Annotated in this window: 12 protein-coding genes and 1 pseudogene; 8 read left to right on the top strand and 5 right to left on the bottom strand. The window is 55.8% G+C overall.

From position 1 onward, the window contains the following. Positions 1 to 62 precede the first annotated feature (62 nt). Together sprA and ruvA are read right to left on the bottom strand one after the other, a co-directional pair. On the bottom strand, positions 63 to 7,748 hold the full coding sequence (gene sprA, locus WKK33_RS07360) for a cell surface protein SprA (protein ID WP_337933160.1): 7,686 nt from the start codon (positions 7,746 to 7,748) through the stop codon (positions 63 to 65). 9 nt (positions 7,749 to 7,757) lie between these two features. After that, positions 7,758 to 8,378 (bottom strand): Holliday junction branch migration protein RuvA, encoded by a 621-nt coding sequence (gene ruvA / locus WKK33_RS07355; protein ID WP_337468506.1) that lies wholly within the window; start codon positions 8,376 to 8,378, stop codon positions 7,758 to 7,760. Between the two features lie 126 nt (positions 8,379 to 8,504). Between ruvA and WKK33_RS07350 the strand changes: the two genes are divergently transcribed. Together WKK33_RS07350 and WKK33_RS07345 are read left to right on the top strand one after the other, a co-directional pair. Then, positions 8,505 to 8,810 carry a hypothetical protein gene (locus tag WKK33_RS07350; protein WP_337933158.1) on the top strand — a complete coding sequence of 102 codons (306 nt, stop codon included), beginning with the start codon at positions 8,505 to 8,507 and terminating at the stop codon, positions 8,808 to 8,810. 315 nt (positions 8,811 to 9,125) lie between these two features. Then, complete coding sequence (locus WKK33_RS07345; RefSeq protein ID WP_337933156.1) at positions 9,126 to 10,025, top strand: diaminopimelate dehydrogenase; 900 nt, start codon at positions 9,126 to 9,128, stop codon at positions 10,023 to 10,025. Positions 10,026 to 10,346: 321 nt separating this feature from the next. Here the strand turns inward: WKK33_RS07345 and WKK33_RS07340 are convergent, their stop codons facing one another. Continuing rightward, a complete protein-coding gene (locus tag WKK33_RS07340; protein WP_337933155.1) occupies positions 10,347 to 11,264 on the bottom strand; it encodes a DMT family transporter in 918 nt (305 codons plus the stop codon). A gap of 271 nt (positions 11,265 to 11,535) precedes the next feature. Here WKK33_RS07340 and WKK33_RS07335 point away from each other — a divergent pair, with 271 nt between their 5' ends. Genes WKK33_RS07335 through WKK33_RS07325 form a run of 3 tightly spaced genes read left to right on the top strand, consistent with a single transcriptional unit; the run spans position 11,536 to position 14,303 of the window. Then, positions 11,536 to 12,351: an AAA family ATPase gene (locus WKK33_RS07335; RefSeq protein WP_337468508.1), complete on the top strand. Its 816-nt coding sequence runs from the start codon at positions 11,536 to 11,538 to the stop codon at positions 12,349 to 12,351. Between the two features lie 28 nt (positions 12,352 to 12,379). After that, complete coding sequence (locus WKK33_RS07330; protein ID WP_337468509.1) at positions 12,380 to 13,393, top strand: DUF4435 domain-containing protein; 1,014 nt, start codon at positions 12,380 to 12,382, stop codon at positions 13,391 to 13,393. Positions 13,394 to 13,439: 46 nt separating this feature from the next. Then, positions 13,440 to 14,303, top strand: coding sequence for a TraB/GumN family protein (locus WKK33_RS07325; protein ID WP_337570616.1), 864 nt, complete (start codon positions 13,440 to 13,442; stop codon positions 14,301 to 14,303). 84 nt (positions 14,304 to 14,387) lie between these two features. On the opposite strand, the gene WKK33_RS07320 is transcribed toward WKK33_RS07325, so the two are convergent. Further along, positions 14,388 to 15,887, bottom strand: a complete 1,500-nt coding sequence (locus WKK33_RS07320; RefSeq protein ID WP_337933152.1) for an AAA family ATPase — start codon at positions 15,885 to 15,887, stop codon at positions 14,388 to 14,390. A 283-nt stretch (positions 15,888 to 16,170) separates the two neighbouring features. Between WKK33_RS07320 and WKK33_RS07315 the strand changes: the two genes are divergently transcribed. From WKK33_RS07315 to rsmD, 3 genes are read left to right on the top strand one after another with little or no spacing between them, the layout of a single operon-like run. Continuing rightward, positions 16,171 to 16,653, top strand: coding sequence for a hypothetical protein (locus tag WKK33_RS07315; RefSeq protein ID WP_287769173.1), 483 nt, complete (start codon positions 16,171 to 16,173; stop codon positions 16,651 to 16,653). Positions 16,654 to 16,680: 27 nt separating this feature from the next. Beyond that, on the top strand, positions 16,681 to 17,469 hold the full coding sequence (locus tag WKK33_RS07310; protein ID WP_337933150.1) for a DUF3822 family protein: 789 nt from the start codon (positions 16,681 to 16,683) through the stop codon (positions 17,467 to 17,469). Between the two features lie 21 nt (positions 17,470 to 17,490). Next, positions 17,491 to 18,024 carry a 16S rRNA (guanine(966)-N(2))-methyltransferase RsmD gene (gene rsmD / locus WKK33_RS07305; RefSeq protein ID WP_287769176.1) on the top strand — a complete coding sequence of 178 codons (534 nt, stop codon included), beginning with the start codon at positions 17,491 to 17,493 and terminating at the stop codon, positions 18,022 to 18,024. 138 nt (positions 18,025 to 18,162) lie between these two features. Here the strand turns inward: rsmD and WKK33_RS07300 are convergent. Then, positions 18,163 to 18,795, bottom strand: a pseudogene (locus WKK33_RS07300) (L-rhamnose/proton symporter RhaT); the annotation flags it as partial. Positions 18,796 to 18,866 lie beyond the last annotated feature (71 nt).

Raw genomic sequence — 18,866 nt, 5'->3', positions numbered from 1 at the left:
TTGGGCTACTCCATGGTTTCCACTTCATTCTCCCGATGGCATTGGGCCGTTATGCTTGATGGTTATCGGGTGAGGCTGAACTTGAGACTTAGGCCGAAGTCCTGCGTTGTCGTTGGATAACTGCTGCTGCTCAGGAGTGGCGTGTTGGTCTGACGGTCGAGATAGAAACTCATGGTCATCAGTTTTGACAAGGTATAGTCGGCCACAAACGACAGTTTGAAGGCTGTGTTGCCACTGCTGGCCGCAGAGGTCATGGCGGCAATATCGCGTGTAATGGCTGCCTGTTTGCGGAACGAGAGGTCGAGTCGCAGGTTCATGCTGTGGTTCACACTGCCTCGGCTGGTTTGCGTACGGCTGTTGCTCTTGGGGCTTCGGTTGTTGGTGCGGTTGCCAGAGCCCTTCACCTGGCGGTGGTTACGTGAGCCAAACAGTTTGAAATTGTTGATCTTGTAACCCATTCCCAGCACCCAATCCTTGCTGATAGCTTCGTTGATTTGCACGCTTGTCATCGACAAGGAGAGCACACGCGTCTGTCGATACTCGAGCTTAGCGGTGAGATTGTTCTGCAAGGTAACATCGATGCCGAGCAGAGGCGAGAACGCTTCGTTGATGCTCACGGTGGATACGTTGTACATAGAGTTAGGTATGGGATTGCCCGATGTGGCATCGGTGATGAATCCCAGGCCCGATCCCATCAGCTCCATGAACGTGCTGTAGCTCTGGTAGCTTCCCACGGCATAGATGCTCTTGTAGCTATGGTTGAGGTTGACGCTCTTGAAGACGTCGCGGAACCATGGCAACTTGCCAAATCCGCTGTAGCGAACGGTCCAGTTGGGCAATAGCTTGGTGAGCGATGGGAAGATGCTCAGGCCCTTGCCTCCCATGCTGGTGTAACTGGCCAGGAAAGCCGGCACCATGACATCGGCGCTATAGAGATTGACGCCACCATTGGCGGGGTCGAACTTCTTGCCAGCCAAGGCGCTTCCTGCGGGGTAGACGGCACCAGCGTATTGTGCCTCCACGCGTTGGCGGAAGCCTTCGAGCGAGTTGCAGAACTTCTTGAATGTGGCGCTATGGAACCCGTTGTTGGCGTTGCCCATGCCTTCGAAGGCCGTTCCCAGCGAGATGGTTGTCATGGTGAATGTACCCGTCTGGGTGGTGGGATTGCCCTGGTACATGTATTGGATGCTCTTGGCCGTGGTTTGCGAACGTGTGGCGGTGAGGTCGATCTTGAGGTTCTTCACCGGTTCGAGCGTCATGCGCAGTTGCAGGTCCTCAGTCTTGTTGGTGGTGGCGGGCGTCGCCACGCTATCGCTCATGAGCAGCCATCCGTTGTCGCGCGCTTTCGTAATGTAGCTGTCGCCCACCAGTCCGAAGGCAAAGTCAAGACCTGGCGACAACGCGTTGGCGCTGGTGTTGCGCGTCTGTCCGAATGCGTCGCCCACATTAGGCATGAAGCCCGGCAGGGCGATGGAGTACTGGTTGCGGTAAGTGAGACTGGCGTTGCGCACCATCATGGCCACGCGAGCCACCGACTGGGCTAAGCGATACCACTTCAGCTCGTCCAGAGGCTGCTTCTTGCTGACGGCAATCTTCAGTTTCATGGCCGAGTCGACCTTGTTGGTTATGCGTATCTTGTTGTCGTCAAGTTTCTTGAACTTCAACTTGTAACGGTGTCCGTCCAAGGTCTTTGCCGTAACGATGAGGCGTTTCGACTTCTTGCCATGACTCACCTCGAGCGTGGTGTCGGGCAACAGTTGAATTTCCTTCTCGAAGGTGTTCTTGTTCTTCGGCAGTTGGGCTTTCTTCTGTTGCTCCTCCTTTCGCTTCTGTTGCAGTTGTTTCACCGCCTCCTCTGGGTCTTTTCCATCGGCCACGGCCTGCTTTCTCACTTGGTCTTCCTCATCCTTGAGCTTCTTCTTCTCGGCTTTCTCCTTGGCCTTGTCCTGCTTTTTCTTGTTAGCTTCCGAGCGACTGGGCTCCTTGTCGAAACGGTCGTTGGCGGCCTTGAGGAACGGCACGTGGTTATAGAGTTTGGTGAGGTTGAACGTACCATTGATGTTCAACTGTCGGTTGTTCTGTATGGTGTTTCCCAGGTTGGTTCCGTCCTCGAGCTCCGATCCGCGTACCCAGTGGTAGGTGGCGTTGTAGGTGGCGTCGGCGTTGGCCCAATCGAAGATGGGCAACAGGTTGAGCGGCAACTGGTACGACATGGTGAAGGTCTGCTGATAGTCGAGCGGTGTACCCCAGTGTTTGATGGAGGTCCAAATAGAATCCTTCCACGCCTCGTAACGGTTGGGATAGAGATCCTTGTTGACCGGTGTGTAAGGTTCCTCGATTTCGGCGTGTGTGGCACTCTGGAAGTTCATGTGCAAGTTCTTCGTCAGGTCCCACCTCAGTTGGAAGTCGCGGTTCCAAAGGAACTGCTCAGAGAAGGTCAGCGGCAGTTGCGATCCCTCCAACGACTCCATGTCGCGCTCCTGCAACTCATAATAGTTGCGCGTCATCTCGGTGTTGAACGCCACGTTCTGCGGCAACCAGTTGATGCCGAAGCGTTTCAGGATCTCAAGCCATTTGCTCTTGTTCTTGATCTTTTTGAAGGGCTCCCACGCCTTGTAGATAGGCGACCAGTTGTAGTTGAGTCCACCCCGCCAGTTGTCCTCATTCTCGTAGACCGTTGTCTCACCCTGCGAGTGGGAGTGAGAGTGGCTGTATGAGAATGAGAAGTTGGCCGGATCGTAAGGCATGGGGTGCCGCTTGGTCTGTATTCCCACGCGCACATTCGACAGCGAGAAGTTGCGGTTGAGCGTCTTTGTCACGGCAATGTTCTCCACAGAGTCGCGCTCGCGCTTGTTCATGCTCTCCAAGGCGTCGTCTAGTTCCATATCCGTGTCGAGCGGATTATACTTCGGCTTCGTCACCTCCTTGGTGACACTATAATAAAGCGGAGCCGACACCTTGGCCTTGTCGGGGAAGAATTTTCCGAGCTCAAGGCTTGTTGTGAACGACACGTTGCTCTGATCGTCCTGTGAGCGTTGGCTTACCCCCTGCTCCAGTCCGCCGAATCCTTGCGACACATAGCGTCCTTGCAGGTTGACGGTACCCATGTCGGAGAGTTGCACATTGAGGTTTCCGTTGGCAGCCCAACCTCCCGAGTTGTTGTATTCCTTGAGTCGCAACTCGTTGATCCACACCTCACCGCTCTTTTGCTCACTGGCCAGGTTGCGCACACCGATGATGAGCGTCTTCACCTCACCGAGTGTGGGGTTACCCATCACGGTAATCTTGTTTTGTGGATGGTTCTCGTCGTAAGCCTCGAAGGCTCGGTTGAAGGACGCCAACCCGTTCGCCTTGGCGGCGTTGCGCGCCTTCTTGACGGACGTGAAAACCGACAGGGGCACGTCGAGCATGTTGTCCTCGGGCCACACCTGCTGCACCTGCGCGAGGGTGTAACGGTCGTAATGGCCAGCGGGAGTGAGCTTCAACGGTATTTGGTATTCATAATAATTGCTCTTGTAATCGGAGCCCAATCGTATGAACACAGCCAACTGGTCGTCTTGCAATCCGCTGACATTCTGCTCGTTGGCGTTGGCGTGTACAAACATCTGAAGGCGCTTGTACTGGCGCAGGTCGAGCGTGGAATTCTTGTAGACACACTTCGACTCGCCCGACGAGAGGTTGTTGACGTTGATTTGCAAGGCCGCCTCGTTCGACTCCACCAATTGCGGCTGCGTGGGGTCTTGGCCACGTTTGATGCCCGGAGGCAACACGTAGTTGACCGGCGACTTGTCGCTGTTTTCCTCGATATCGACCGACGCGGTGGTCATGGTACCCGTCTGCGTGGTGTTGTCGAGGTTCTGCTCATACACACGCCATGTGCCGCGCACGAGGTCGAAGGTTCCGAAACGCAGCACGATGGGCTGCTTGAAGCCTGTGAGGAAGGCGCGCATGAAGCGGATGGATGAGAAGTCGGTGATGTTTCCCACGCGCTTCTCAAATTCCTCCAACGGTATGCGGAACTCGTACCATGTCCAGTGGCCGGTCTGTCCGTTGCGCAGCTTGGGCGCCACCTCACGCTTGTCGACGATGAAGTTGCGTCCCACCTCCATGTCCTCGGGTCTCAGCGACACGCGGTACTGGTAGTATTTCTCGTATTCGTTGAGCGTATAGTCTTGGTTGATATCCTCCACATCGGGCGTGCTCTTGTACGAGGTGTCGAATCGTCCCGAGTTGCCCTCCGAGTCGGGCGAGTTGCCCTGCGGGTTGTTGATGTATTTGTAGCGCCTGAGGATGTCGGCCTCCATGCGGTCGAGGTCGTCGCCACGGAAGTAGTGGTAGTTGTCGTTGGCGGGGTCGGCCCATATCGAATCCCACACGGCGGGGTTCACCTTGCCCTGAATTTGGGTAAGGAAGTCCTGGTAGCTTTGGAACTGTTGCTCCTCCTCATCGTTGAGTCCGTTGAGTCCCACGTCTTGCAATTTTCTTGATCCCTTGCTTGTTGCGAAGGCGTAAGTTACGGTCGACTGCGTGGGAATCTTACCCCACTGGGTGAAGGTGAAGCTCTGCGATCCATCCACCGGCATGCCGCTCTCGTAGAATTTCTTTCCGTCGCGCAGCACGTCCTCCGACACCTCGCCGAGGTTGAAATAGAGGTCGCCTCCATAGTCGGAAGCGTTGGCCTTGTCGCGACTGTGTATGAATGGGTCGAGCATCCAGAACTCCACATACTCGATGTTGGCGTTCTCGAAGTCGGTGGTTTCCAGTTTGCGCATCATGCCGCCCCAGTGCTGCTCCGGATTGTTGAGCGTTCCGTCGGCGTTGAGGTCGGGGTTGAAGTTGTAGGGGCCACGCTCGTTGGGGTAGTAGGCCATGTTGAGCACAGGCAATGTGGCCGTGGCGCCGCTATACGAGTTGACATCTCGGTTGGGGAACAGCTCGTTGACGTACCACTCGCGAATGTAGGGGTTGCTCAGCTGGTCGAGGTCGCTCTTGATGTGCGACGGTGTGAGACTGCTGCTGCGTCGGGTGAAGAGCGGGTCGATGGAATACCACGCCATCTGCGCACGGTTGAAGCCGCTTCGCAAGGTGGTCTTGTCGTCGTGGTTGGGGAACATCGACGGCACGCTCGACAGCACCCAGTTGTACGGGTCGAGCACGCTGATCTTATCGGTGGTGTTCTCAAAATCGTCGATATACGAGGCGTTGTCCTGCACACCATGCGCCTTTCCGGCGATGAGCTGTGCAAACTCGCCCGTGAACGATATCTGCGAGGGTTGCGTCAGGTGCAGGAAGGGCAGCTTGTCGAGCATGTTGGTCAGCCACTGCGACTCGTGTTTCCAGTTGAGGTTGAGGCCCCAGATGGTGTTGTTGAGCGGTTCCGAACCCATCGACACCTTGGTGGTGAGTGCCTGTTCCGACAGATGCTGCAAGGTTCCCGACATCTGGAAATTCTTCGAGAAGTCGTATTCCCAGTTTACGCCGAACATGGTTTTTCGCTCTTGCGAGTAGTCGCTTTGGCTTTCGAGCGACACGTTGACGGCTGTTCCGGCGTCGATGATGCTCTGGTTGAGGATGGTAACCTCGCCCGCGCTGTAGTCGACGGTATAGTCGGATCCCTCGGTGAGCCTCACGCCACCGGCCGTTACCACCACCGATCCCTGCGGCACGTTGTAGGCGCCAAGAGAGATGACGTTGGCCGATGTGCCCTTGTATTGTCCTTGCAAGAGGAACTTGTCCTTTTCGGCAATCTGCTTGGCGATGGTCTTGGTAGAGTCGTAGAGTTCGGTGAAGGCGTATGAGGCAGCCTTGTCGGCCGACACACCCGCGCTGACGAGGCGGTCGTAGAGGTAGCTGCCAAACGGTTCGGCCTCTGGGAAGAACACACGGCCGTTGCTCACGGTGTAGCCCTCCACAAAGTCGAAGTAGCCGTTGGGGTGCGCCTTGTTGTTGTTGTCGAGGCGGTCGGCCCCCAGGAGCTTGATGAGCGTTTGGTCCTTTACCTGCTGTTCGGGTATATAAGAAAGGTACACACCCGTGGTGTCGCTTTGGTACTTGACGTCGAGGCGGAACTTCTCGCGCTCCACCGACGAGGCCAGGTAGTACACGTTCTTCATCATCAGCTTCCAGTTGCCCTGTTGTGGGTTGTTGCTGGTGTTCTTGAGCGCTTTCACGAAGAGCGCCTTGTTCACGTCGGTGACGTCGCTGGCAAACTCACCCACTTGGTAGGTTTGTCCGCCGTAGGTGTATTCGTAGGCAATGGCCAGCACCTGGTCGGTCTGCAGCGATGTGCGCAGCGACACGTAGCCCAGCGCCGTGTTGACGCTGTACTCCGACGAGTTGAGCAGGCGTGCGCTCTGCAACTTCTCATAGTCGGACCCGCCCACAAGGCCCGCGCCATCGAGCACGGTCGATGTCTGGTCGATGTTGCGGGCGTCGGCCAGTTGTCCCACGACGGTGGCATACTCGGTGTTGGCACCGTTGGCCGGCACGGGCGATCCTCCTGCGCTCCACATGGGGTTGCTTACCGAGGTGTTCTCGCCCAAGTCGGTGAGGGCCACGATGTTACGTGTGTTGGTGGTTGTTCCCGTCTTGTTGGTCACCCATATCTCCACGCGGTTGATGGTGACGCCCGTTGTGAGGTTGGGCAAGGTCTTCATGGCCGCGTCGTAGTGGTTGCGGAAATATTGTGAGAGGAAGAAGTGGCGGTTCTCCTCGTAGTTGGCCGCGTCTATTTCGAATGGCGTGAGCTGTGTGCCACCCTTCGACGACACACTCTTCGACGAGCTCTTTTTCTGCGAGGCCACCAGTTGCAGCTTGAGTTTGCCAAACTGCAGGTCGGTGCGCAGGCCGAAGAGCGAGCTGGCGCCCTGCACGAGCGACGAGTTGCTGGGGAACGATATGTTACCGCCTTCCACGAGCTTTACGATCTCATCCTCCTTGCCGTCGTACTTCAGCTTCATGTTTTGCGAGTCGAAGTCGAAGGTGGCGTCGGTGTTGTAGTTTAGGTTCATGTTCACCTTGTCGCCCACCTTACCGTTGACGTTGAGGTTAATCTTCTCGTCGAAGTCCATCGTTGTCTTGTTGCGGTTGCGCACAGGCAGCGAGGGGTTGTCTATCTTCTTGTTGGTGGCGCCAAACTTCAACTCGGCCGTACCTTGCGTTCGTATGCGCACACCGCCCGGACCGAATATTTTCTCGGCCGGTCCGAGGTCGAAGTGCATGTCGGCAAAATCGAACTTCTCCTTTCCCTTGGCCTCGTAGATCTCGTCGTTCTTCGAACGGAAGTAGGCGTCGCGCGCATGCTTCTCGCTCCACTTGAGATATTCGTCGGTGGTCATCATGAAAGGCGTGGAGAGATACGATCCCCCAAACTTGGCTCCAATGATGTAGCGGTCGAGCGAGTCGTTGTAGACCACCTCATAGCGCAACCCCTCAGGGCGTTGCAGGTCGAGCACGCCTTGGTCGAGGTCGCCATAGGTGATGGGTGTGGTGCGTTGTATCTTCCATCTGGGGTTGAGCAGCGAGTCGGGTATCGAGTCGTCGTCGATGATGAGGTCGTTGAGGTTGGCGCCATTGGCTTTGGCGTTCTTTTTGTTATCCTGCCTGCCTGCTTTCTTGCCTTTGTCCTGTTGTGTGCGCCTTGCCTGCCGACGCGGGTCAACCTGCTGGCGAGGGTACACGACGGCATAGGCCGCCATGGCGATGGCCAGCCAGATGAGGAATGATATGCCGTGTTTCCTGATATTCATTCTTGCTGATTACTTGATGCGCTTGAGGGCTTCCTTGATGACCAGCTCCACAGCCATGTCGGGCTGTTCGGTGAGGATGGCCGTCACCACCTTGGCGGCGGGCGCTGGTGAGAATCCGAGCATGGTCATGGCCGACACCGCCTCGTCCTTGACGGCGTTGTTGATGGCTGGCGACTCCTCGCGCCCGGTCGATACGTGCAGTTCGCTGGCGATGCCCGACGACACAATCTTGTCCTTCAGGTCGACGATGACGCGCTGGGCGGTCTTCAGTCCGATGCCCTTCACACTCTTGATGAGTTTCTCGTTGCCATTGGCGATGGCGTCGCACAGTTCGGCGGGCGACATTGAGGAGAGCATCATGCGGGCTGTGTTGGCGCCTACGCCCGACACGGAGATGAGCATGCGGTAGAGCTCGCGCTCCTGTCGTGTGGCAAAGCCGTAGAGGGTGAACGAGTCGTCGCGCCCGCCGGCTATGAGCACCTCGTGCACATAGAGCTTCGCTTCCTTCTTGCCTTGGATGCCTGTGTAGGTGTTGAGCGATATGTTGAGCGCATATCCCACCCCGGCAGCCTCAACGACGGCCAGCGTGGGGGTGAGCTCGGTGAGCTCGCCTTTTATGTATTCGATCATAAAAAAACTTTCTTTGTATATACACTTTAATAACGTACGCAGGCGCGCGATTATTGTTTTGCGCCCCCTATTTATTATTATCTCGCATAGGCCATGTGTCCGAAAGGGACCGATGAGGGGTGTGTGATGGGCTGTTTTCTTGAAATGGGCCAGGCCATTTGGGGATTACTGGAGGGCGATGTGGAGGCGATGCGCGTGTCGATGTGGAAAGGAAAGAGGATGAATTGTCGCATCATTTGGTCAAAAAGTTTGTCTGCGATTCCGGGTGAAATAGAGAACGAAAAAACCGTTTTTACGCCTTTGCGTCTCCTCCTCTTTGACGAGCCGTTGTGGAAGATGCCCGATCGCGTTGCCGTTAGGCATCTTTCGTGCCTCGTAAAGCCATGTATCGTCATGCCGTTTGCCATGTTTTGCGCCACGAAACATGCCTAACGGCATGCCTATTGGCTGATTTTGGAGGGTTGAATGCGGGGTGAAATTTATAACATACTGAATGTTAGGCGTTTATGCAAATGTGCTGAGAATCGCGTATTTGGGCCAAATATTTTTGTGGTGGCAAACAAACGTGTAGTTTTCGCTATAGATTGTTGGCTAATTTCGCTATGCGTTGGCGCAAGAGAAGGGTAGGGCGAAAATGCGGTAAAAGTAAAAATGTGTCAAAAAACGAGTGTGATATACCACGATTTTCATAGGAATGATGTACTTTTGCATTCAAAAAGAAAGCAAAACGTATTAAACATCACAAATATGAAAAAGATTAGAGCCGCTATCGTTGGATACGGAAACATTGGACATTACAGCGTGCAAGCCTTGGAGGCAGCACCTGATTTCGAAATCGTAGGCGTCGTGCGCCGTCAGGGAAGCGAAAACAAGCCCTTGGAACTGACACCTTATGAGGTGGTGGACGACATCACCAAACTGAAGGATGTCGACGTGGCCATCCTTGCCACACCCACACGCCTCTGCCCCGAATATGCCGAGAAAATCACAGCCTTGGGCATCAACACGGTCGATAGCTTCGATATCCATGGATCCATCCTCGACTACCGCAACAGTCAGATGAAGCACAACCTGAAGACCAATACCGTGTCGGTCATCTCTGCAGGATGGGATCCGGGATCCGACTCAGTGGTGCGTGTGCTGATGCAGGCCCTCGCCCCCAAAGGCCTGAGCTACACCAACTTCGGTCCGGGCATGTCGATGGGACATAGCGTGGTGGCTCGTTCGAAGAAGGGTGTGAAGAATGCGCTGAGCATGACCATCCCCCTCGGTGAGGGCATCCACCGCCGCATGGTTTACGTGGAGCTCGAAGAGGGCGCCACACTCGAAGAGGTGGAGAAGGAACTGAAGGCCGACGACTATTTCGCACACGATGAGCTCCACGTGTTTGCCGTGAAGAGCGTCGACGAAGTGCGCGATATGGGTCACGGCGTACACATGACCCGCAAGGGCGTGAGTGGCGCCACCCCCAACCAGCGCATCTCCTTCGACATGAGCATCAACAACCCCGCCCTCACCGCTCAGGTGTTGGTGGATGTGGCCCGCGCCACCCAGCGCCTCCAGCCCGGTTGCTACACCATGCCCGAGATTCCCGTTATCGACTTGCTGCCTGAGAGCCGCGAGGAGATCATCGGTTCGCTGGTGTAAGACCCTCGGTAGCCCATAAGAAAAGGCACAGCTGTCAGACTCTCGACAACTGTGCCTTTTTCCTTGCCCATAAGCAAGATTATCCTAACTATCTTCCTGTTTCGCCCTAATGGCCGAATGGGGCTAATCCCCAATCGGTCATTAGATTTCAATTCTTGTTAGTGTTTGTTTCGAGCAGGTTGCAACGGGTGCGTTGAAGCCATAGCGGGCTATGGCGAAACGCAACCAGAAGCAAGATGCCGAAAGAAACGCTGACAAGAGTTGGAAAGAATCCATAACATCCTACGATTTCTCCTATTTCGGTCTAATGATCGATTAGGGTTAATGGGTTTCGGCCACTTGCTCGTCGCGTTTCGACTTGCTTTTCACAACGAGCCAAACGCCAGAGAACACCAGGATGACGGCTATGGCCTGTTGCCATGTGAAGACCCCCAGGCCGGTGAGGACGCTCACGGTTACCGATACGATGGGCTGCACATAGTTGTAAACGCTCACCACGGTGGGGCGCAACACACGCTGGCTCACGATGGAGAGCAGGTAGCTGACGAAGGTGCCGAAAAACACCACGAAGCCTACCTCCATCCAGGTGGTTGAGCTGAGCGAGGCCCATGGCAATTCCACCAGATGGCCCGACGACACGGGCAGCACCAGCAGCGTGGCCCAGGTAAACATCCATTTGTTGACCGTGAAGGGATTGTATTTGCGTATCAATTTATTAAACAATGACAGATATAGGGCGAACGACAGTTGGGCGCCAATGCACATCAGGTCGCCACGTATGTCGCCCACCTTGGCGTTGCCGGCCGTCATACTCGTCAGGATGAGGATGATGGCGCCTGTGCAACCAATGGCCACACCGCTCGTCTTCTTCCATGTGATGGGTTCGCCGAGGATGAGAAACGAGAGCACCATGGCGAAGATGGGCATCGAGGTGGTGACGATGCTGGCGTTGATGGGCGAGGTGATGCTCAGGCCGATGGTGAACAGACACTGGTTGAAAACCACTCCCAGCAGGGCCGCGCCACCAAACAGCAGCACGTCGCGCATGGGAACATGCTCGCGTTTGGCAAATTGCGAAGCCACCCAGAACAGCAGGGCGGCACCCATCATGCGAAAACTAACCATCGACAGACCGTCGATGCCGTGGTTCATGGCGTCTTTGCCCACTGGCGACATCAGTCCCCACATGGCCTCAGCGGCAAACATGCTGAGGTGGGCTTGTAAAGGTTTGTTGTTCATTGCTTGTTGATTGTTATCCTTTGAAGAATCTTTTATAGTGTAAAAAATACGACAAACAGAATCGCACGCGGTCCTTTTGTCGGTGCAAAGGTAGCCAAAAACTGCAAGGTCCACAAGAATAGGCTCCACAAAGTGGACCGATGGAACCGTTTTGTTCGTGGCCGATGTGAGACGAATGCGTACAAAAAATGTGAAAAACCATGGATTTCAGAATTGTTTTTGTATATTTGCAAAAGGAAGCATCAACGCTCGCCGTCTAACTTGTGTACCTATGCAGAAATACGCTGACTATATCGAGCAGATCGAAATCGAGTCGCTTTGGAGCGGCAAGAAACACGTCATTTGGGACCTCGACCGCAAGGTCAACATCCTGAGCGGCGTCAATGGCGTTGGCAAGTCGACCATCTTAAACAAGGTGGTGAAAGGCTTGTCGGCAAATGGTGAGTTTCCCAGCCACATGATCAAGGGCGTGCGCCTCAAGGTGAGTCCCGAGGACGCCAAGTGGATACGCTTCGATATCATCCGTAGTTTCGACCGACCGCTCATCAATGCCGAAACGGTGTCGAAGATGGACATATCGCTTGCCACCGAGCTCGACTGGCAACTCTTCAACCTGCAGCGCAAATACCTCGACTATCAGGTAAACGTGGGCAACCGCATCATCGCCGTCTTGCAGAGCGGGCAGCCCAACGCGGCCCAGCAGGCGCAGCGCATATCGGAGCCGAAACGTAAGTTCCAAGACATCATCGACCGCCTTTTCGCCGACACGGGAAAGACCATCGTGCGCACCGAAAACGAGATACGGTTCAACCAGATAGGAGAGACGCTGGTGCCCTACCAGCTCTCGAGCGGCGAGAAACAGATGTTGGCCATCCTCCTCACCGTGCTCGTGGAGGACAATCTGCCCTACATTCTCTTCATGGATGAGCCCGAGGTGAGCCTGCATGTGGAATGGCAGAAGCAGCTCATCGACCTCATACTCGACCTCAACCCCAACGTGCAGATCATCCTCACCACCCATTCGCCCGCCGTTATCATGAACGGATGGATGGACAAGGTGACTGAGGTGAGCGACATCACCGTCTGAACGTCTCGGCAAGAAAGGAGCGACGCTTATGACACACCGCCTGAAAGACAACCTGACATCATCGTATGTGGAGGCCGCCAACCGCCTCAACTCCAAGCGGGCACGCCGAAAGGTGGTGGCCTACGTGGAGAGCTACGACGACGTGTTCTTCTGGAGGCAGATCCTCTCACAGGTTGAGACCGACAAGGTTACCTTCGAAGTGATGCTGCCTACCAGGGAGCGCAAGCTCGAGAGGGGCAAGAAAGCCGCCCTGATGAGCCTGCTCGAGGGTAAGGTGGGGCAAGACATGGTGGCTTGTGTCGACGCCGATTACGATTACCTCATACAGGGAGCGTCGGAAACATCTCGGCGAATCCTGCGCAGTCCCTACGTGTTCCACACCTACGCCTATGCCATCGAGAACCTGCAATGCTACGCGCCATCGCTACACGACGTGTCGGTTGCCGTGTCGCTCAACGACCAGGAGGTGTTCGACATGGAGCAATACCTACGCGACTTTTCGCAGGCCATCTACCCACTTTTCGTGTGGAACATCTGGTATTACCGCACGAGCCATTACTCGCAGTTTACCATGACCGACTTCCTTCACGTCGTGGAGATGGGAAAGTTTGGCTTTGCACAGGCCGACAGTCTGATCCGAAGCCTGCGCCACAAGGTGGGCAAGAAGACCGAACAGTTGCGACGCCTCCATCCCGACGCCAAGGAGAGTTGGCAACGGGTCAAGGACGACCTGAGAACGCTGGGCGTCAACCCCGACAACACATACCTTTACATACAAGGCCATCACCTCTGCGACAAGGTGGTGTCGCCCATGTTGCGCAAGGTGTGCGACAAGTTGGTGCGCATGCGCGAGAACGAAATAACCCAACAAAGCGTGCATGGCGTGCAGCGGCGCAACGAGCTGTCGTGCTATTCCAACAGCGTCGACGACATTACATCGGTGCTGAAACGCAATGCGGGCTTCATGCGGTCGCCCGAGTTTGCGAGGATCAAGGCCGACCTGCAACGGTTTGTAGACGGGCTCGACCAGCCTCAGAAGTAACATCACATCACACATAATCAATTACTATCTCAAAGCATTCATCAAGATGAAAAAACTGATTCTCACCACCTTGGCAGCGTTCTGCCTCACCGTGAGCGCATCAGCGCAACTGCTCTACAAGGTCACGGCCGACAGCGTGGCGAAGCCTTCCTACATCGTGGCCACCCACGACCTGCTCAACCCCATGGGATATGTGGGCGCCATCAACGGACTGACCGACGCCATGACCAATACCGAACAGGTGTTTTTCGACGTAGACCGTACGGCCATCGACGCAGCCCTGAAGGAGGCTCAGCAACTTCCCGCCGGCAAGACGCTGGCCTCGCTGCTCAACGACAAGCAGATACAACTGCTCGACGCCTTCCTCAAGAAGCACACGGAGGTGAGCTGGAAGAGTCCGTACAACCAGAAACGCTACAACGGCCGCACACCCATCGCCGTGATGAAGGACTTCATCCAGTTGCTCTTTGTGTCGAGTCACATGGGCGAATACGACCCCACCCACACCTTCGCCGAGTATTTTGAGGCGCAAGCCAAGAAGAACGGCGAACCCGTAGGTGGCATTATCCCCGCCGACCAGTACCTGTTGCTCGTCAAGAGTCTGCCCGTTGAGATGCAGGCCAAGGGCTTGGTGAAGTTCCTGGAGCATCAGGACGAGGCCCTCGCCGTCATCGACAAGAGTGTTGAGGCTTACAAAGCCAAGGATATGGACGCTGCCTCGGCGGTGCTCAACAGCGTGTTGGGACAGATGGGCGCAGGCAGCCTGTTGGCAGAACCCGTAAAGACCATGGAGAAAACACTTCGCGACAAGCCCACCCTTTTCGCCCTTCCCTGCTACTTGTTGGGAGGTGAGCAAGGCATCATCAGCCAGCTCAAGGCCGACGGTTACCGAGTGGAGGCCGTAGATTAAGCCCCACTCGGTCGTTAGCATTCATAGCAAACGCCCCATCCTGTGGTTCTTAGGGCCGCAGGGTGGGGCGTTGGGCGTAGGGGGTTATTCGTCCTGACACTGGTTCTTGGGCCAGTTCACGAGGAACAGTTTGTCGGTGGCGCGCGTGAAAGCGGTGTAGAGCCAGTGGATGTACGAGGGTGTGAGCATGTCGTCGGTCATATATCCCTGGTCCACATACACATGGCTCCATTGGCCGCCCTGCGCCTTATGGCAGGTCACGGCATAGGCAAACTTCACTTGGAGGGCGTTGAAAAACGGGTCGGCTCGCAAGGATTTCATCCGCTCCACCTTCGTGGGGATGTCGGCATAGTCCTCCATCACTGAGGCGAAGAGGCGCTCGTGCTGCTCACGGGTCAGCGCCGGCGCGTCGGTGGTGAGCGAGTCGAGCACCGCCGTTAGTTGTAGCTCGGTGTCGTCGTAGTCGGGAAACGACAGCCACACGTCGGCAAACCGGAAGCCGTAGAGCTTCCTGATGTTGCGCACCCGCTGCACCACCGCACGGTCGCCGTTGGCCAGAAAGGCCATGCCAGTTGGCGTGTCGCCCTGTGTGGGGGATGGAGACTGGCTGGCTTGCGCCGCCCGTTCGCGCTCCGTCCAGTAGTAATTGTTGCGCACCACCATCAGTATGTCGCCGTGGCAGAGCGTCTCCTCGCGGTCGAGCACCGTGTTGCGGATGCCCAGATTGTAAACCGTGGCCCGCTTGTTCGACCGTGTCACCACGATGGTGTCGTCCATGCCCACTTGGCTATAGCTCGTCGCCAGACTCTCGATGAGTTCGTCGCCGGGCACCTGAACGATGTCGGCGAAGCGCTTGAAGGTGATGCGCGGCAGTTGGGTCACCTCGTCGTGGGTGATCATTTGCCTGATGACGGTGGCGTTGTAGAGCACACCCGAGTCCTGGCTCTGTCGCAACACCTCGTTGAGGTCGCACTGGTAAACATGCAATCCGTATTCTTGCAGCGTGTCGGCGCTCAGGGCAGGAGCCTCTTCCTCGCCCACGGGGGGCAACTGGGCCTTGTCGCCGATGAGTAGCAAGCGGCAGTTGTCGCCAGCGTAAACATATTTCACGAGGTCGTCGAGCAGACTGCCCGAGCCGAAGGTGGTGGCCGACGACGATGCGTCGCCCAGCATGTCGCCCAGGCCACGGCTGATCATCGAGGCCTCGTCGACCACGAAGAGCGTGTTGCGATAGCGGTTGTCGTTCAGGTTAAACTGCCCGTCGAGACCCTGGTAGGCCTTCTCCCGATAAATCTTTCGGTGGATGGTGAAGGCGGGAAAGCCGCTGCTTTGCGAGAGAACCTTGGCGGCACGACCCGTGGGCGCCAAGAGCTGGAGCTTCTGCCCCAGTCGGCTCATGGTGCGCATCATGGCGCCAGCCAGCGAGGTCTTACCCGTTCCGGCCGATCCGCGAAGCACCATCACGCAGTTGTCGCGGCGGTCGGCGAGGAAACTGCCAAACACCTGAAGGGCCGACGCCTGGTCGGCCGTGGGCTCAAAGCCAAACTCGGCGACGATGCGCCCTGTGAACTCTTGAATGGTCAATTACGCTAAAAGTTAAAGATGAAAAGTTAAAAAGAAGGGCGGAGATAAGTCGTTTGTAGCTCGTTTTTAGTATCTTTGCATAAGATAGGCTGCACTCGGCCATTCGAAAGCAAGCTTTCATGGCGCTCGTTGGCACTATCTTTGGATAAGATAGGCTGCACTCGGCCATTTGAGAACAAGTTCTCATGGCGCTCGTTGGCACTATCTTTGCATAAGATAGGCTGCCCCAAGCCTTACCGCTCGTCCGTTCACAAGGACAAAGATAAGAATATAATAGCGAAAAATGAAGGTCAACCTCAAAAATAATTATCTTCTCGCCGCATGTGTCGTGGTGCTCATCGTGGCGTGTTGGTTGAGCGTGAACGCGCCCATACGGTTCGAAAAGGAGCAGGTGAGGCGCGAAACGGCCGTAAAGGAGCGCTTGGCCACCATTCGCAAGGCGGAGGAGCGTTACCGACTGCGCCATGGTGCCTACACGGGCGACTTCGCCACGCTTGTTGGCAGTGGTTTTCTTGCCGACTCGCTGCAATATGTTCCTTACACCGACAAGCAACGGTTCAGCCTCGCTGCCACCACCATCATCGGAAAAAGCGGACAGCAAATACCCCTGATGGAGTGTGGCGCCACATACGATGTGTTCCTTCAAGGGCTCGACAAGCATGCCGTGGCATCGCTTATGGAGGAAGCCAACGCTGCTGGGCGATACCCCGGACTGAAGATTGGCGACATCAGTGAGCCCAACGGAAACCACGGCAACTGGGAATGAACCTCCAACAACGATTCAAACTAAGACATGAACATCCAACCGAGAATAACCATCCGCGTGAGCAAAGGGTCGCTGGCCTTTGCCATGGCCGATAGCAGGACGGAGGCGAAAGTGGCCTTCGAGCCTTACACGGCTAAGAGTGGGGTGTCGATGGCGGCCAACCTGCGCGACGCCTTCAAGACGGCCAACCTCCTGCAAGTGCCCACACATAGGGTCTTGGTGCTCATCGACGCGCCTACGCTGCTCATACCTATCGAGGAGTTTCAGGAGGCCAACGCCGAGACGCTCTACACACACTGCTATCCTACCACAGAGGGGGCGGTCATTATGAGCAATGTGTTGCCCGAAATGAACGCTGTGGCGCTCTTCGCCGTAAACAAAGACCTGAAGATGGTGGTGGAGGACCATTACCAAGAGGCTAAGTTCTCTGCGCTCATGCGCCCAGTGTGGAGCTATCTGCACCACCGCCACTTCATTGGCAACCGCAGGAAGCTATTCGCGCATTTCCATGATGGGCGAATGGAGGTGTTTAGCTTTGAGCGCAACCGCTTTATCTTCGCCAACAGCTTCGACGCCAAGCATACCAAGGATGTGGTTTACTTCATCCTTTTCGTGTGGAAGCAACTGGCGCTCGACCAACAGAAAGATGAGCTATACCTATCGGGATCGCTCGGATCGCAGGATGAGCTGCTCAATGCCCTGCGCCTCTACGTGGAGAAGGTGACGGTGGTCAATCCGTCGGCCGACTTCAACCGTGCGCCACTCACTCAGGTGCGTGGCATCACGTTCGACTTGCTTACGCTTTATTTATCGTAAAACATCGCTCAAACCCATTATATGAGAATTATCACAGGATTATACAAGGGACGCCATTTTGAAATACCGCGTTCGTTCAAGGCCCGTCCCACAACCGACTTTGCCAAGGAGAACATCTTCAATGTTATCAATGGATATGTGGATCTTGAAGGGACGACGGCGCTCGACCTCTTTTCGGGCACAGGTAGCATCTCGCTCGAACTGCTCTCAAGAGGATGCAGCAGTGTGGTGAGCGTGGAGGCTGACCGCGACCATGCGCGTTTCATCAGTCAGTGTATGAAGAAACTGGGCACCGACGCTAACATCCTCATCCGTGGCGATGTGTTCCGATTTCTCAAGTCGTGCCATCAGCAGTTCGATTTTATCTTCGCCGACCCACCTTACGCCTTGGAGCAACTGCCCACCATACCTGGCCTGATCTTCGAGTACAACTTGCTGAAGGACGATGGCCTGTTGGTGTTTGAGCACGGCAAGCAATACGATTTCTCAGACAACCCGCATTTCTGCGACCACCGCAGCTACGGAAGTGTGAACTTTAGCTTGTTCAGGCCCTGACCGTTCGCGGAGGCGGAAGTGCGTTCTAATGGCTAAAAGCGGCAACACCCAGGGTTGGGAGGTTGCCGCTTTTGCGATTCTTATATGCTTGCTTATACCATTGGCCTTGTGGTGTTTTGGGGACCGGAAGGCATTGGGTTAGCCGATAAACTGTGGAACGAACGACGACACGACCAGCACCACGATGCCCACGAGGAGCACCACGATGGTGTTGCGCGAACAGCCGCGCCACTCATGCAGTAGGATGCCCCACACGTTGGAGAACACCACATTGAGTGCCATGAGAATGCAGAACGATAGGGTGAGCAGGGTGGGCGATGAGCCGAGGAAGCCTTTGCCCAGGCTCAAGCCAAAGAACTGGGAGTACCACAGGGCGCCGGCCAGCAGGCAGAACACGACGTTGTTGGCCCATACCTGCCGTTTGCCATAGTCGGTCCATGTGTGGTTCTTCTGGTTTTGATAGAAACAGTAGGCCAGGTTGGTGACGAAACCACCCACCGTGACGAGCAGTGTAGCCGGCAGTGTGCGGAACATCGGGTCGGTGAGGTCGCCGAAGTTGATGTCCTTGCCAAACTCCAAGCCTACGTTGAAGCATCCGCTCATGAATCCCGAGAGCAAGGCGATGGCAATGCCCATTGGGAAATTGAAGTCCTTCACGGCTGCCTTCTTCTCCTCGTCGGTCAACGCCTTGGCTTTCATGCCTCCCGCCACGCCAATGATGGCTATGCCTACCAGGGTGATGGCGACGCCTGCAATGACGGCGGTGGTCAGTGAGCCCAGGGCGTTGAGCCTACCCTTTATACACATCTTTGACAATTCTCAACATCTCACATTTGCAGAAG

It is taken from the genome of Hallella sp. (assembly GCF_037460745.1).
GTDB classification, from domain to species: Bacteria; Bacteroidota; Bacteroidia; order Bacteroidales; family Bacteroidaceae; genus Prevotella; species Prevotella faecis.
The sequence above is the reverse complement of the archived record's forward strand: the minus strand, read 5'-3'. Positions and strand labels throughout refer to the sequence as shown.